The sequence below is a fragment of the Ruegeria sp. BE1 genome, from assembly GCF_056538885.1.
Map to the genome: position 1 here is coordinate 1,193,797 of NZ_JBQFTY010000001.1, position 15,037 is coordinate 1,208,833.

Genomic DNA, 15,037 nt, shown 5'->3' on the forward strand with positions numbered 1-15,037 from the left:
AACAGGCTGCATATTTGTCGACGGACCCCCCGTCAGCAAGCCACCCTTGCGTCATTTTCGAAGTCGAAAACCAAGACATTATGTCCTGAAAAACAGATGTTTCAATCTATGGATAAACAAAAAACATTTAAAAACAATTTCTTGTTACCATGAAGGCCAATTTCAAAATAGTAAGGTAATCCTGACTTTTCAAACCTTGTCAGGCGCGTGGCCCGGTCAGATTCAATGGCGCAAAAACTCCAGAATCTTCTTGCCCGCCCAGATGAATCCATGCTCAACCTCGGAAAACTGAGTTTGAGACTCCGACCGTGCCCAAAGCCTACCTGATCCTGATGCTGGCGGTTGCCGCTGAAACCATCGGAACCACCGCCTTGCAAGCCAGCCAGCAATTCAGCCGGTTCTGGCCTTCCGTTCTCGTCGTCGTCAGCTATGGCATCGCCTTTTACCTGCTGGGTTTGACGTTGAAATACATGCCGGTGGGCGTCGTTTACGCGATCTGGTCAGGACTTGGCATCTTTCTGATCGCAATCATCGGATTTGTCGTCTTCGGGCAAAAACTCGACTGGCCGGCGGTCATCGGGCTGGCGATGATTTTGGCGGGAATCCTGATCATTCACCTGTTTTCCAAGACCGCAGGCCACTGAGCATCGGTTAGGGCTGGCCTATTTGGTCAAACCGCGTTATGCGCGCGGCAACTTCCCGTTCAAAGGCTGACCTCATGGACCTGCGCAATATCGCAATCATCGCTCACGTGGACCACGGCAAAACGACCCTGGTGGATGAGCTGCTCAAACAATCCGGCGCGTTCCGGGAAAATCAGGCCGTGGCGGAACGTGCCATGGACAGCAACGATCTTGAGCGCGAGCGCGGGATCACCATCCTTGCCAAAGCCACCAGCGTCGAGTGGAAAGGCACGCGCATCAACATCGTCGACACCCCCGGTCACGCCGATTTCGGTGGCGAGGTTGAACGCATCCTGTCGATGGTCGACGGCGTTGTCCTGCTGGTCGATGCTGCCGAAGGCCCGATGCCGCAGACCAAGTTCGTGACCTCCAAGGCGCTGGCATTGGGTCTGCGTCCGATCGTGGTGCTGAACAAGGTCGACAAACCTGATGCCGAACCGGACCGCGCGCTGGATGAGTGTTTCGACCTGTTTGCCAACCTCGGTGCTGACGACGATCAGCTGGATTTCCCGGCCATGTACGCCTCGGGCCGGTCTGGCTGGGCCGACATGGAGCTGGATGGTCCCCGCAAGGATCTCACCGCCCTGTTTGACCTTATCGTCGACCACGTGCCCGCCCCCAAACAGGCTGACAAAAAAGACGAGCCGTTCCGTATGCTGGCCACGACCCTCGGCAGCGACCCCTTCATCGGTCGCATCCTGACCGGTCGTGTGGAAAGCGGCACGCTGAAGGCAGGTGACAGCCTCAAGGCGCTGTCGCGCGATGGCACGCTGATCGAGAACTTCCGTGCCTCGAAAATCCTGGCCTTCCGCGGTCTGGGCCAACAGCCCATCGACGTGGCCGAGGCCGGGGATATCGTCACCATCGCAGGCATGAGCAAAGCCACCGTGGCCGACTCGCTGGTCGCGCCGCAGGTGGAAGAGGCCCTGCCCGCGCAACCCATCGATCCGCCGACCATTACCGTGACCTTTGGCATCAACGATTCGCCGCTGGCCGGTCGTGACGGTAAAAAGGTGCAGTCCCGCGTGATCCGCGACCGTCTGATGAAAGAGGCCGAATCAAACGTCGCTATCCGCATCACCGACACTCCCGGCGGCGAAGCCTTCGAGGTCGCTGGCCGAGGCGAATTGCAAATGGGCGTTCTGATCGAGAATATGCGGCGCGAAGGGTTCGAACTCAGCATTTCGCGCCCGCAGGTCCTGTTCCGCGAAGAAGATGGTCAGCGCCTTGAGCCCATCGAAGAGGTCACCATCGACGTGGATGACGAATTCTCGGGCGCGGTGATCGAAAAGATAACCGGCGCGCGCAAAGGTGAGCTGGTCGAAATGCGCCCCGCCGGTGCCGGCAAAACCCGCATCATCGCCCACGTGCCCTCTCGCGGCCTGATCGGTTATCACGGCGAATTCCTGACTGACACCCGCGGCACCGGCGTGCTGAACCGCGTGTTCCACGACTGGGCCCCTCATAAAGGTCAGATTCCAGGCCGTCGCGCAGGCGTTCTGATCTCGATGGAGAACGGTCAGGCCGTCGCTTATGCGCTGTGGAACCTTGAGGAACGCGGGCGCATGTTCGTCGCCCCGCAGACCGATGTCTATCAGGGCATGGTGATCGGCGAGCATTCGCGCGACAACGATCTGGAGGTGAACCCGCTCAAGGGTAAAAAGCTGACCAACGTACGTGCCAGCGGATCGGATGATGCGGTTCGTCTGACACCGCATGTGCAGTTTTCATTGGAAGAGGCCATCGCATATATCGACGATGATGAGCTGGTCGAGGTCACGCCAAATGCGGTCCGTTTGCGCAAACGCTACCTGGATCCGCACGAGCGCAAACGCATGGCAAAATCTGCCTGAGGTTGACAGTGGCATAGTTCACAAATGCGAAACAATATGGCCATTGTGGCAGTTTTGCATCCATTTCTGCCCCTTATCTATCAGAAAAGCCCGCCCTTGTGGCGGGCTTTCTTGTTGTTTTTTGGTTAATTTCAACCCTTGCGTGTGAAGACGGGAGCGGTTCTTTACACACTCCCCTTGAAATTGTGACGAAAAGCGGATGTAATTAAGTTATAAATGTGGCACGATCCATTTTGATTAATCATGTGTCTCCGAAGTTAGTGTGACCAAGTGTAACGAGTTTTGAAGGAGTGGCGCTATGCGCGTGAAATCCCGTTTATTATCCATTGTGTTCGTTTCAGCGGCATTTCCGCTGGTAACATCAAGTGCGGCTTTTGCCGAAAGATGTAACATCAATACGGCCCGTCAGTCCGTGTCGACGGAAACCCTGTGTAACTGCACAGTCGTCGATACGCGCATGCTGCGGTACATACAACGCCGGGCAGATTTCGAAGACATCCTGGCCCGCACCCTGGACAGCTGCCCCGCGTTTGCAGCTGTACTTACTGACGTTCCAACAGCAACCACTGCAGCTTCGGACCGCGATGGAGAAGACGGCACTTCATCCGACGTCGACGGTGGTGATGGCAGCGACGGCGGTGGTGATGGCGGCGACGACGGCGGTGATGGTGGCGACGACGGCGGTGATGGTGGCGACGACGGTGGTGATGGCGGCGACGGAAACGGCGACGACAATGGCGGCGACGGAAACGGCGACGACAATGGCGGCGGCGGTAACGACGGCAACGGCGGCGGCGGCAACAATGGCGGCGGCGGCAACTCCGGTGACGGCAACGGCGGCAACAATGGCGGCGGTGGCAACGACGGCAACGGAAACGGCGGCAACAATGGCGGCGGTGGCAACTCCGGCGATGGCAATGGCGGCAACAATGGCGACGGCGGCAACTCTGGCGACGGAAACGGCGGCAACAATGGCGGCGGCGGCAACTCTGGCGACGGAAACGGCGGCAATAACGACGGCGGAAGCAACTCCGGTGACGGCAATGGCGGCAACAACGGCGGCGGCAGTAACTCCGGCAACGGCAATGGCGGCAACAACGGCGGCGGCAGTAACTCCGGCAACGGCAATGGCGGCAACAACGGCGGCGGCAGTAACTCCGGCGACGGAAACGGCGGCAGCAACGGTGACGGAACTGACGGCGGATCAGGCGGCCAGGGTGGCGGCGGAGAATCTGGCGGCAACAGCGGCCAGGGCGGCGGCGGAGCTGCAGGTGGCAGCGGTGGCCAAGGCGGTGTCTTCTGATCTGTCTCGTTTGATCCAGTGTTACCGCATTCTTTGCGGCACGAACAAACAGATGTGACTTGTTAAAGTGCAAAAGGGCGGCCCTACGGCTGCCCTTTTTCTAGCACCCCTGACAAACAGGCGCTGCGTTAGCTGCTAACATAGACGCCGACCCAGCTGCTCGGACGGCTGGGATTTTGCATTCTGAGAAACAGATAGTCTGTTGCAGACCAAGGTTTGATCTGATTGGTTAGGTTGTCCAACACCAGATCCCCAGCCGCCGAACGATACACCAACACGGCATGCGAGTTGCGGCGCTTGTCCAGAACCGTTGCAATCAGCAACTTACTGGGATCAACACCGGCGCGGATCAAGTCACGCTTTTTCAACAGCGCAAAATCTTCGCAATCTCCGCCGCGCGAGGTCGGCAAGGCCCATCTTTCCGCAGTGCGATACTGCGAGAAATCCGTAACCGATCGCGTTGTCGCGTTCACCTTACGGTTAATCTGCCGAATTAGCTGCATTTCCTGCCGCGTGCTTATCCGCGCGGATGCCTTGGTTGAGCACGCCCAATTATACTGCCGACAGAGTTGGCGGGCACCACTGGGTGGTGGGGAAGCCGACACGCTACGCAAGAAACTGCTTTCGCTGGCACTTGCGGATGTGCCAATGCCTAAACCGCCAAAAGCAATAGCGGACACGACCAGCACACGACCGAATGACACGGCCGCTCGCGGGAAAACCTTTCTGAATTCCAAGTTCAAGGGATTCATGCCTGTTCCTCGATCATTATTCATCCTCAGGATTGCGGATAAACGAGACCGTACTGCGTTCGGGTTAACTATCAGTAGACGAGGTCGTTTGCGCAATCTGGGTAAACCGTGCAAGCGAAAAGAGGCGGAAATCCGTTCCGCATTTTGACCATTTCAGGCAAGAATTGAACCAAAATAGCCACAATCCCTATGATTGCGGCGCAAAAACTACTGCAAAGTCGCAGCGTAATAATATGTAACTAAATGATTTTCCACCGCTCATCAGGATGAACAAACACGACCATCCTGCTGACTTATTCTGTTGGCTGGAATCCGCTCACACAACCCTAAGGTGGCATAACTTTGCCAATGCGGTTCTAATCCGTGATCTCAACAACCACCAATTCACGCTCGCTGGCGCCGCGTGCATGGTCCAGTGCCTGTTGATATTGGGAGGAGTTGTAGCACTCGACAGCGGCCTCAACCGAAGGGAATCGGGCCACCACATTGCGTGGCCGCTCTTTCCCTTCCAGCTGAACATAGCGCGCGGCGCGGGCGATAAATTCTCCGCCATGCGCCGCAATGGCAGGGCCGGCCAGTTCAGCATACTTTGCGTAGGCTTCGGTATCCGTCACCGTAACATGAGCAATCCAGAGTGCGGGCATCTTACCCTCCCAATACGTTTTCTGCAGCTTTGATCGCCGCGTCCGAGTTCGAGGCGTCGCGCCCACCGCCCTGCGCCATGTCGGGACGTCCACCGCCGCCTTTGCCGCCCAGCTCGGCCACCGCTGCGCGGACCAGATCCACGGCAGACACCTTATCCGTCAGGTCAGTCGTCACACCAGCCGCGACGGCGGCCTTGCCACCGGCATCCGCGATCAGCAGCACGGCGCCCGAACCCATACGGCTTTTGTGTTCATCGATCAGCGCGGGCAGATCCTTGCCCGAAACACCGCTCAGCGCCTGAGCCAGAAAGGGCACGCCATTCACGTCGCGCGCCTCGGCACCGCCCTGCCCCGAACCACCGGCCATGGCCAGATCGCGACGCAGCTGGGCAACCTCGTTCTGCAACGCCTTGCGTTCGTCCAACAGCGATTTGACCCGGCTTACCACATCATCGGGCTGCGCCTTGAGTTCAGTTGCAATCTGACCAAGCCGTTGATCCTGCGCGGACAAATGGCGGAATGCCTCATCCCCGGTCAGGGCTTCGATCCGGCGCACGCCTGCACTGCTGGCGCTGTCGCCCAGCACAACAAAGGTCCCGATATCGCCGGTTTGGCGCACATGCGTGCCACCGCACAGCTCAATCGACCAGATTTCGCCATCCTGCCCTTTGCCAGTCGGGGCCTTGCCCATCGACACAACACGCACTTCGTCGCCGTATTTCTCACCGAACAGAGCCTGCGCGCCCAGTTCGCGCGCGTCGTCCGGCGTCATGATCCGGGTTTCCACGGTCGAGTTCTGGCGGATGAACTCATTCACCTCGCGCTCAACCTTCTGGATTTCCTCGGTGCTCAGCGCCCTGGAGTGGCTGAAATCGAACCGCAACCTGTCCGACGCATTCAGCGATCCGCGCTGCGCGACGTGATCGCCCAGCGTTTCCCGCAGTGCTTCGTGCAGCAGGTGTGTGGCCGAGTGGTTCGCGCGGATCGCGGAGCGGCGGGCATGATCGACCTCAAGCTCGACGCCGTCGCCTTTGGACAGCGTGCCCTGATTGACCGTCACCTGATGGGCATAGACCTTGCCCTCGGCAAATTTGCGGGTGTCTCCGACTTTGGCAACGTCCTGCAGATTTTCCAGCCGCCGGATTTCGCCACTATCCCCCACCTGGCCACCAGCCTCGCCATAAAACGGCGTTTGGTTCACGATGACCCAGCCCGTGCCGCCTGGTTCAATCTTGTCGACCAAAGCGCCATCAACGACCAGCGCGGCAATCTGACCCTCAGCTTTCTCGGTATCGTAACCCAGGAAATCGGTGGCCCCTGCGCTGTCGAGCACGTCGAACCACACGGCCTGATCGGCGGATTCACCCGACCCGGCCCAGGCCGCGCGGGCCTTGGCCTTTTGCTCGGCCATCGCGGCGTCGAACCCATCCGTATCGACATTGCGGCCTTTTTCGCGCAGCGCATCCTGCGTCAGGTCCAGCGGGAACCCGTATGTGTCATAAAGCTTGAACGCGGCATCCCCCGACAGCGCAGCCCCTTCGGGCAGGCGGGCCACCTCGTCATCCAGCAGTTTCAGGCCCCGATCCAGCGTCTGCTTGAACCGCGTCTCTTCCAGCAGCAGCGTCTCTTCGATCAGAGGCTGCGCCTGCCCCAATTCTGAATACTGCGCACCCATCAGTTGCACGAGGCTGGGCACCAGACGGTGCATGACCGGGTCTTTTGCCCCCAGCAGATGCGCGTGCCGCATGGCGCGGCGCATGATCCGGCGCAGAACATAGCCGCGCCCGTCATTGCTGGGCATCACGCCATCCGCAATCAGGAACGAGGTCGAACGCAAATGATCCGCAATCACGCGGTGATGCACGTTCTGGTCGCCATAAGGATCAACGCCCGTGGCCTCTGCCGAAGCCTCGATCAACGTTTTGAACAGGTCGGTGTCATAGTTGTCATGGCTGCCCTGCAACAGAGCACCGATCCGCTCCAGCCCCATGCCGGTGTCGATCGACTGCATGTCGAGCTCCACCATTGAGCCGTCTTCGAACTGCTCGTTCTGCATGAAAACGATGTTCCAGATTTCAATGAACCGGTCGCCATCTTCCTCGGCCGAACCCGGAGGGCCGCCCCAGATGTGATCGCCATGGTCAAAGAAAATCTCGGTGCACGGACCGCAGGGGCCGGTCGGGCCCATCTGCCAGAAATTGTCGCTGGTGGCGATGCGGATGATCCGGTCCTCGGGCACGCCAACCTTTTTCCAGATCTCGAACGCCTCATCATCGGTATGGTAGACCGTCGTCAGCAGGCGGTTCTTGTCGATTCCGAATTCCTTGGTGATCAGCTCCCAGGCAAACGGGATCGCCTCATGCTTGAAGTAATCTCCGAACGAGAAATTCCCCAGCATTTCAAAGAATGTATGGTGGCGCGCGGTATAGCCCACGTTGTCCAGATCGTTATGCTTGCCGCCTGCACGCACGCATTTTTGCGCGGTGGTGGCGCGCGTGTAATCGCGCGTCTCAACGCCGGTGAACAGGTTCTTGAACTGCACCATGCCCGAGTTCACGAACATCAAGGTCGGGTCGTTGCGCGGGACCAGAGGGCTGGACGCCACCACCTCATGCCCCTGTTTGGCAAAGTAGTTCAGAAAGGTCGATCGGATATCGTTCAGCGTGGGCATTTGGGCTCTCTCAGCGCGCAATCATTTTGGTCCGCAAAGGTTTAGCCCTGTCCCACAGGATAGTCCACAGCCGAGGCGCCCGGAACGAAACAAGGCGGCCCTTTCGGACCGCCCTGCCATTCTAGGTCGCACTTGGGCTCTACGCCTCGAGGATATCGTCATCCTCGGCCACACCCGGGGGCATGTCGAACTCCAGCCCGTGTGCAGCGCGGATTTTGTCCTCAATCTCAAGCGCGGCGCGGCTGTTGTCGCGCAGGTATTGCTTGGCATTCTCACGCCCCTGCCCGATCCGCTCGTCGCCATAGCTGAACCATGACCCCGATTTCTCAACCACACCGGCCTTGACGCCCAGATCCAGCAGCTCACCCATTTTGCTGATGCCTTCGCCATACATGATGTCGAATTCCACCTGCTTGAACGGCGGTGCCACCTTGTTTTTGACGACTTTCACGCGGGTCTGGTTGCCAACAACCTCGTCCCGGTCCTTGATCGCGCCGATGCGACGGATATCCAGACGGACCGAACTGTAGAATTTCAGCGCGTTACCACCGGTTGTGGTTTCGGGACTTCCGAACATCACGCCGATTTTCATCCGAATCTGGTTGATGAAGATCACCATACAGTTCGAGCGGCTGATCGAACCGGTCAGCTTGCGCATCGCCTGGCTCATCAGGCGGGCCTGCACGCCCACGCTGCTGTCGCCCATATCGCCTTCAAGCTCAGATTTCGGCGTCAGCGCCGCGACCGAGTCGACCACGACCATGTTCACAGCCCCCGACCGCACCAGCGTATCGGTAATCTCCAACGCCTGCTCACCAGTGTCGGGCTGCGAAATCAGCAACTCATCCAGATCGACGCCCAGCTTGCGGGCATATTGCGGGTCCAGCGCGTGTTCCGCGTCCACAAAGGCGCAGACACCGCCGCGCTTTTGCTGTTCTGCGATACAATGCAGCGTCAACGTGGTCTTACCCGAGCTTTCAGGCCCATAAATCTCAACAATCCGGCCCATCGGCAGACCGCCAATCCCCAGCGCGATGTCCAGACCCAGCGATCCGGTCGAGCTGGCCTCGATATCCTGCTTGGCATCCTCGCCCAGCTTCATGATCGAGCCTTTGCCGAACTGCCGTTCAATCTGCGCCAGCGCGCTGTCGAGCGCCTTTTGCTTGTCTGCGTTTTTCTTGTCGCTCATCGTCAGAAGATCCGCCATTGTCCTGTCGCCTTCCCTTTTGTCACACCCTTGATCGGGCGGCAATCGCTGCTTTGTTCGCCTCTTGTTCCTTATGGGACCAAAAGTAGAACATTTCAATAAAAACTTACAGACCTCACTGTTGGGCAATTGTGTTAAAGAGTCGTTTACGCCAATCTGCAACAGTAGTGATACCAAACAAAAGGCACATAAATGCTTGTTTTCTATAAGGAACGCCTTGCGTTTCTGGCCGTTCCCAAGACAGGCAGCACCGCCTATCACTCGGCGCTAAAGGATCGTGCTGACTTTGTGGTGACGGGACCACCAGACCTGAAACACGCGCCGGTGCGCCGCTATGATCGCTTTTTCCAGAACATTTTCAGAAAAATGTACGACACCGAGATGGAGATTATGGCCGTTGTGCGTGAACCGATCGACTGGCTGGGCAGCTGGTACAAGTTTCGCAGCCGCGATGATCGGATCGGGCACCCCCATTCGACACACGACCTAAGCTTTGACGATTTCGTGCAGGCCTATATGCAAAACCCTCGCCCCGAATGCGCCGATGTTGGTAGCCAAAGCCAGTTCTTTCGCACCAGAAACAACGGGTTTGGCGCCAGCCACGTGTTCAAATACGAAAACCAGGACAAGATCCTTGAGTTTCTGCAAGACCGCCTGAACATGCAGATCGAGCTGAGGCAAGAGAACGTCTCCCCCCATCGGGACCTGACCCTGACGCCCGAGACCGAGCGCGCCTTTCGCTCAGCGCACGCAGCTGAGTTCGCCTGTCACGAGGCCGCGCTTTAGTTCAATTGCTGAAACACTGTCTCGGTCAGTTGATTCAGAGAAAACGGCTTTGGCAGGAAGGTCGAATTGGCAATCTCGGGTCCTGAATCACCGAACGCTCCTTCGGTGTATCCCGACATAAAGACCACCTGAACATCCGGCCGCGTCTTCATCGCCTCACGCACCCAAGTGGGACCATCCATGCCGGGCATCACCACATCGGTGACAAAGACATCAACGCTCAGGCCCTCATCTTCGAGCAAGCGCAGCGCTTCTTCCGCCGACTCGGCCTCAAGCACCGTGTAGCCTTTTAGCCTGAGTGCACGGGTGGCAAAGGCGCGCACGGGGGCTTCGTCTTCAACCAGCAAAACCACGCCTTCCCCTTGCCGCGCTGTCTGCGCATCCTCCACGGCGGGTATCGCGGGCTGAACGTCCGGTCGAACCGTACAAACCGGCAAGTAGACGATAAACTCCGTCCCATGCCCCTGCAGGCTGTCGACAAAGATGAAACCCCCTGTCTGTTTGACGATGCCGTAAACCGTGGACAGCCCCAATCCGGTACCTTCACCGGTGCGCTTGGTGGTGTAAAACGGCTCAAACACCTTTTGCAGCTTGTCCGCAGGGATCCCGACACCACTGTCTATGACCTTGACCGTGACATACTCGCCGGGCTGAACCGTAGCCCGGTCGCGGGTCAGGGGTGTGTTCAAGACCACAACCTCGGTCTCGATCCGCACCTCTCCTCCGTCTGGCATGGCATCGCGTGCGTTCACCACGAGGTTCATCAACACCTGCTCCAGCTGCCGCTTGTCCGCCCGCACGGGTTTCAGAACCGGATCATGGCTGAGGATCAGGCGGACTTTCTCGCCCACCAACCGATTGAGCAGGTGGATCAGGTCCGAGATCGTGTCACGCAAGTCCAAAACCTCAGGCTGCAAGGTCTGCTTGCGCGAAAAGGCCAGCAACTGGCTGACCAGCGCCGCGGCCCGGTTGGCATTCTGGTTGATCTGAACCAAATCGCCATAATTCGGGTCATTCTGATCATGGCGCAATAGCAGCAAGTCGCAATGCCCTGATATCGCAGTCAGGAGGTTGTTGAAATCATGTGCAACGCCGCCCGCCAATTGCCCGACGGCCTGCATCTTTTGACCCTGCACAAATTGTGCTTCAAGCGTTTTCAGTTCGGTGGCATCGTTCAGGACAGCTATCAGTTGGACTTGCCCATCTGTCACAATCCGGTTCAGGGTGACCTGAACAAACACCTCTTTGTCACGGCGATTAAGACGCAGGAATTCGGATCGCGTGGCAGGCTCTTGCGCAGCCGTTCGCGTTAACCAGTCCAAAATGGGATACCCGAGACCGCACAACAGATGGTCTGCATTGGTTACGCCGGGCTCAATGTCCCCGATCAGCGCCAGGGCAAGCCGGTTGGCTTCCAGGATACATCCGTCCGGAGCCAGATGCAGCACCGGTACAGGAAGATCGGCAAAAGATGCGCCCGGGCTTTCTTGCCCCCCCGAGTCGATGGGCGCGATAAGCAGGTCACGGACATTGCCTGATCGCCCCAGTTCGCACACCACAGCCGAGACCGGGCCGGTTTCCGTTTGAACGTCAACAAACGCGCCCTGCGCGTGGATTTCACCAGAGATGACGTTGTGCAGTGTCTCTGGTCTGCCACCAAGCAGATGCGCCGCGGCATCGTTGATCCGCAAGACTGTGCCGTTGCGCCCTTCGGTCAAGACCGGAACGGCGGCGGTGTCCCACTGGCCAGACGTATCCAGATGAAACCGCCAGCAAAAACGACCGCCTCCCACGTCAAAAATGGAAACCGGCACAGTGGAACCAACGGTAACGATATCCTCACGCACTTTGCCGTAGATTTCCGCCTTGGATTGCAACCGCAGCAAAATCGATGACGGGTTGGCAAACAAGGACTTCAGGCTGCGTTCCAGTCGCGCTCCTGGAAAGGCTTGAAACTGCGTACGTGCTTCGGGATTGGCGGCCAGAATGACACCCTCTGCGCTTGTGATAACACTTGGGAAGGCGTCCTGGTCCGTAAACACTGCCATGGTTTTGACGGTTTGCCGGGCCTGGTACTCGGAGATTTTGCTTTTCAGAACGACCAGAAAAGCCGCTGCCAACAAGGAAACGCCGGCCACGACAAAACCCGTCTGCCAGAGCCGAGGTACCACGCCCATTAAAGGTGAGGCGATCAACACTGCTCCGATCAAAATCAGTGGCGTCAATCGCAGTCCGGTCGGGGTACCCTGAGAAGATGGATCGGCAAAAACTTCGGTAGTATCGGTCATTTACAACTCAATTCGATAAGTGCCCGGACAAGCAACCCAAATATAGTTAATGACAGTTTAAGAAAAACCGGCATTTCTACCTTAAGTTGCTAATGACCGAAGCGTTATCGCGTCAAGTGTGCCGAGAAAAATCCATCTGCACCGTGGGAAACAAGCCATGTTTTCTGCAAACCCGCAGCCCAATCCGGGTTTTTGCGCAAAAAAGCGTCAACCACTGCGCCATTTTCATCTTCAAGCATCGAGCAGGTGGCATAGGCCAGAACACCACCCGGCGCGACCATGGGGGCAAGCTGGTTCAGAATACCCACCTGAATCTCTGTCAGTTCGTGCAGACGGTTTTCGGTCAAAGCCCATTTCCCCGCAGGTGCACGCCGCCACGACCCACTGCCCGAACAGGGTGCATCCACCAACACCACATCAAACGGCCCGTTTTGATCAACGTCTTTTAGCGTTAGGATTTCAACTTTGGCCCCGGCCCGGTCAGCCCTTGCGGGGATGTCGCGCATACGGGCGGGATTGATGTCATGGGCAAAAACCTGAACCCCCTGATGCGCGGCCAGCGCCAGCGATTTGCCACCACCGCCGGCGCAATAGTCCAGCACACGCAGCCCAGGGCGCAGGTCCAAAGCCGCAATAACGGCCTGACTGGCAGCGTCCTGCAATTCGACCAGACCACCGGAAAAAGCACGACTTTGGCCGATCTTGCGCGCCCCTTCGGTAACTTCCAGAGCTGTGTCACAGGCAGGATGCGGCGCAGCCTCGATCCCGTCACCGGCCAAAGCGGCAATAGCATCCGGGCGGGAGGTCTTAATCAGGTTCACCCGCAGATGCACGGGCGCGCGGCGCTGCAGTGCCTGTGCAACAGGCACAGTCTGATCGCCTAACGCGGCCTCAAACCGGGGCCAGAGCCATTCGGGAACGTCATACCGCTCTGCGTCCGAGACAAAGTTGCGCCCGACCTCATCTTCGGCGACAGGTTCAGGTGCATGGCGGATACCGGTGAACAGTTCGGCCACGTCGCCACCCAAGGCGCGAACGGCACCAATCATCATGCCGCGCCCGGTCTCAGCCCCGCCAAGCGCAGCGTAAGAGCGTTTGCACCGCAGGGCGTCGAACACATGATCCCGAACGGCGGCACGATCCTTGGAGCCCGCAAACCGGCTGCGTCGCGCCCAATTGGTAAGGGATTTTTCGACAGGTGCGCCCGACAGTATCTGATCAAGGATTTCGATGGCTGCCTGTATGCGTGCAGACGGTGTCATGAGGGTGTCCGATCCTGATAGCGCACCAAAAATACAAAACGGCGCCCAAACGCGGGCGCCGTGAACCTTGAAGACCGGTCTTACATGACCCGGTAGTTCGGGCTTTCGCGGGTGATTTGCACGTCATGCACATGGCTTTCTTTCAGCCCCGCGCCGGTGATTTTGACGAAATTGCAGTTCTTGCGCATCTCTTCCACGGTGGCGCAGCCGGTATAGCCCATCGCAGCACGCAGACCGCCGACCAGTTGGTGGACCACGGCGCTGGCCGAGCCCTTGTAAGGCACCTGCCCCTCGATCCCTTCGGGCACCAGCTTGTCATTTGCGGCGTCTTTCTGGAAATAGCGATCCGCCGAGCCGCGCGCCATCGCACCCAGGCTGCCCATGCCGCGATAGGATTTGAACGAACGGCCTTGGTACAGAATGACCTCGCCCGGGCTTTCATCGGTGCCCGCGATCATCGATCCAACCATGGCACAAGACGCACCCGCCGCAATTGCCTTGGCAAAATCGCCCGAAAACTTGATGCCGCCATCGGCAATGACCGGAACGTCCCCAGCGGCCGAGGCGCAATCCATGATCGCCGTCAGCTGCGGTACGCCGACCCCCGCAACCATCCGCGTGGTACAGATCGAACCCGGCCCGATCCCCACCTTGATCGCATCCGCCCCCGCATCGATCAGCGCCTTGGTGGCTTCGCCGGTTGCAACGTTGCCCGCGATGATCTGAACCTCATTCGACAGGGTTTTGACCCGGCTTACCGCATCCAGAACACCCTGCGAGTGGCCATGCGCTGTGTCCACTACGATAATGTCGACACCCGAATCCACCAGCTGTTCGGACCGTTCAAACCCGGCATCCCCAACCGAGGTCGCCGCCGCAACGCGCAACCGGCCCAAGGGGTCTTTACAAGCGGTCGGATTCAGCACGGCCTGCTCGGTGTCTTTCAACGTCAGCAGGCCCGTCAGTTTACCCGTGCCGTCGACAACCAGCAGCTTTTCGATCCGACGCGCCTTCATCAGGCTTTTGGCTTCTTCCAGATCGGCGGGTTCCTGCAGCATCGCCAGATTATCGACAGTCATCATCGCGCTGATCGGCTGATCATCGGACGTTGCAAAGCGCATGTCGCGGTTGGTCACGATGCCCACAACGCGTCCGTCCGCGTCGACAACCGGGAAACCGGTAAAATTGTAGCGGTCAACCAACGCCTTGGCATCGGCCAGCGTCTGATCCGCGCGCAGAGTGACCGGATTGTAGACGATACCCGATTCAAACCGCTTGACCCGCCGCACCTCGCGGGCCTGTTCCTCGACCGTCAGGTTCTTGTGGATGACACCAATGCCGCCCGCCTGCGCCATGGCGATGGCCATGCGCGCCTCGGTCACGGTGTCCATTGCTGAACTCAGCAGCGGGATGTTCATGCTGATTGCGCGTGTCACGCGCGTGGTCGTATCCGCCGTTGCAGGCAGCACAGAAGATGCGCCCGGAACAAGAAGAACGTCGTCAAAGGTGAGTGCCTCACGAATCTGCATCTGTTAACCCCATGCAAAAGCCCGTTTGGCGGTGACCCTATTACATGGATTGAACCCAA

The 15,037-nt window shown here is 58.5% G+C and carries 11 protein-coding genes; 4 read left to right on the top strand and 7 right to left on the bottom strand.

What is annotated here, in order from left to right:
• The first annotated feature begins 308 nt into the window (after positions 1-308).
• From ACR0J5_RS05980 to ACR0J5_RS05990, 3 genes are all read left to right on the top strand, one after another.
• Complete coding sequence (locus tag ACR0J5_RS05980; RefSeq protein ID WP_480651335.1) at positions 309-644, top strand: DMT family transporter; 336 nt, start codon at positions 309-311, stop codon at positions 642-644.
• A gap of 74 nt (positions 645-718) precedes the next feature.
• Positions 719-2,536 (top strand): translational GTPase TypA, encoded by a 1,818-nt coding sequence (typA, locus tag ACR0J5_RS05985; RefSeq protein ID WP_480651336.1) that lies wholly within the window; start codon positions 719-721, stop codon positions 2,534-2,536.
• A 298-nt stretch (positions 2,537-2,834) separates the two neighbouring features.
• Entirely contained in the window at positions 2,835-3,839 is a 1,005-nt protein-coding gene (locus tag ACR0J5_RS05990) for a hypothetical protein (protein ID WP_480651338.1), read from the top strand.
• A gap of 128 nt (positions 3,840-3,967) precedes the next feature.
• Here ACR0J5_RS05990 and ACR0J5_RS05995 read toward each other — a convergent pair whose 3' ends face one another.
• From ACR0J5_RS05995 to recA, 4 genes are all read right to left on the bottom strand, one after another.
• On the bottom strand, positions 3,968-4,591 hold the full coding sequence (locus ACR0J5_RS05995) for a transglutaminase-like cysteine peptidase (RefSeq protein ID WP_480651340.1): 624 nt from the start codon (positions 4,589-4,591) through the stop codon (positions 3,968-3,970).
• Positions 4,592-4,947: 356 nt separating this feature from the next.
• Positions 4,948-5,235: a DUF1330 domain-containing protein gene (locus ACR0J5_RS06000; RefSeq protein WP_480651342.1), complete on the bottom strand. Its 288-nt coding sequence runs from the start codon at positions 5,233-5,235 to the stop codon at positions 4,948-4,950.
• 1 nt (position 5,236) lies between these two features.
• Positions 5,237-7,906: an alanine--tRNA ligase gene (alaS, locus tag ACR0J5_RS06005; RefSeq protein ID WP_480651344.1), complete on the bottom strand. Its 2,670-nt coding sequence runs from the start codon at positions 7,904-7,906 to the stop codon at positions 5,237-5,239.
• A gap of 139 nt (positions 7,907-8,045) precedes the next feature.
• Complete coding sequence (recA, locus tag ACR0J5_RS06010) at positions 8,046-9,113, bottom strand: recombinase RecA (protein ID WP_480651346.1); 1,068 nt, start codon at positions 9,111-9,113, stop codon at positions 8,046-8,048.
• 192 nt (positions 9,114-9,305) lie between these two features.
• On the opposite strand from recA, the gene ACR0J5_RS06015 reads away from it, so the two are divergent.
• Positions 9,306-9,899, top strand: coding sequence for a sulfotransferase family 2 domain-containing protein (locus ACR0J5_RS06015; RefSeq protein ID WP_480651348.1), 594 nt, complete (start codon positions 9,306-9,308; stop codon positions 9,897-9,899).
• On the opposite strand, the gene ACR0J5_RS06020 is transcribed toward ACR0J5_RS06015, so the two are convergent.
• From ACR0J5_RS06020 to guaB, 3 genes are all read right to left on the bottom strand, one after another.
• Positions 9,896-12,187: an ATP-binding protein gene (locus tag ACR0J5_RS06020; RefSeq protein WP_480651350.1), complete on the bottom strand. Its 2,292-nt coding sequence runs from the start codon at positions 12,185-12,187 to the stop codon at positions 9,896-9,898. The two genes, ACR0J5_RS06015 and ACR0J5_RS06020, sit on opposite strands and share 4 nt — an antisense overlap.
• 104 nt (positions 12,188-12,291) lie before the next feature.
• A complete protein-coding gene (locus ACR0J5_RS06025) occupies positions 12,292-13,449 on the bottom strand; it encodes an RsmB/NOP family class I SAM-dependent RNA methyltransferase (RefSeq protein WP_480651352.1) in 1,158 nt (385 codons plus the stop codon).
• Positions 13,450-13,529: 80 nt separating this feature from the next.
• Entirely contained in the window at positions 13,530-14,978 is a 1,449-nt protein-coding gene (guaB, locus tag ACR0J5_RS06030) for an IMP dehydrogenase (protein ID WP_480651354.1), read from the bottom strand.
• Between the last annotated feature and the right edge of the window lie 59 nt (positions 14,979-15,037).

Bases quoted from the DNA above. Each gene is read 5' to 3' on its own strand.
- typA (WP_480651336.1), top strand. From the start codon at position 719: ATGGACCTGCGCAATATCGCAATCATCGCTCACGTGGACCACGGCAAA.
- ACR0J5_RS05990 (WP_480651338.1), top strand. From the start codon at position 2,835: ATGCGCGTGAAATCCCGTTTATTATCCATTGTGTTCGTTTCAGCGGCA.
- ACR0J5_RS05995 (WP_480651340.1), bottom strand. From the start codon at position 4,591: ATGAATCCCTTGAACTTGGAATTCAGAAAGGTTTTCCCGCGAGCGGCC.
- ACR0J5_RS06000 (WP_480651342.1), bottom strand. From the start codon at position 5,235: ATGCCCGCACTCTGGATTGCTCATGTTACGGTGACGGATACCGAAGCC.
- alaS (WP_480651344.1), bottom strand. From the start codon at position 7,906: ATGCCCACGCTGAACGATATCCGATCGACCTTTCTGAACTACTTTGCC.
- recA (WP_480651346.1), bottom strand. From the start codon at position 9,113: ATGGCGGATCTTCTGACGATGAGCGACAAGAAAAACGCAGACAAGCAA.
- ACR0J5_RS06015 (WP_480651348.1), top strand. From the start codon at position 9,306: ATGCTTGTTTTCTATAAGGAACGCCTTGCGTTTCTGGCCGTTCCCAAG.
- ACR0J5_RS06020 (WP_480651350.1), bottom strand. From the start codon at position 12,187: ATGACCGATACTACCGAAGTTTTTGCCGATCCATCTTCTCAGGGTACC.
- ACR0J5_RS06025 (WP_480651352.1), bottom strand. From the start codon at position 13,449: ATGACACCGTCTGCACGCATACAGGCAGCCATCGAAATCCTTGATCAG.
- guaB (WP_480651354.1), bottom strand. From the start codon at position 14,978: ATGCAGATTCGTGAGGCACTCACCTTTGACGACGTTCTTCTTGTTCCG.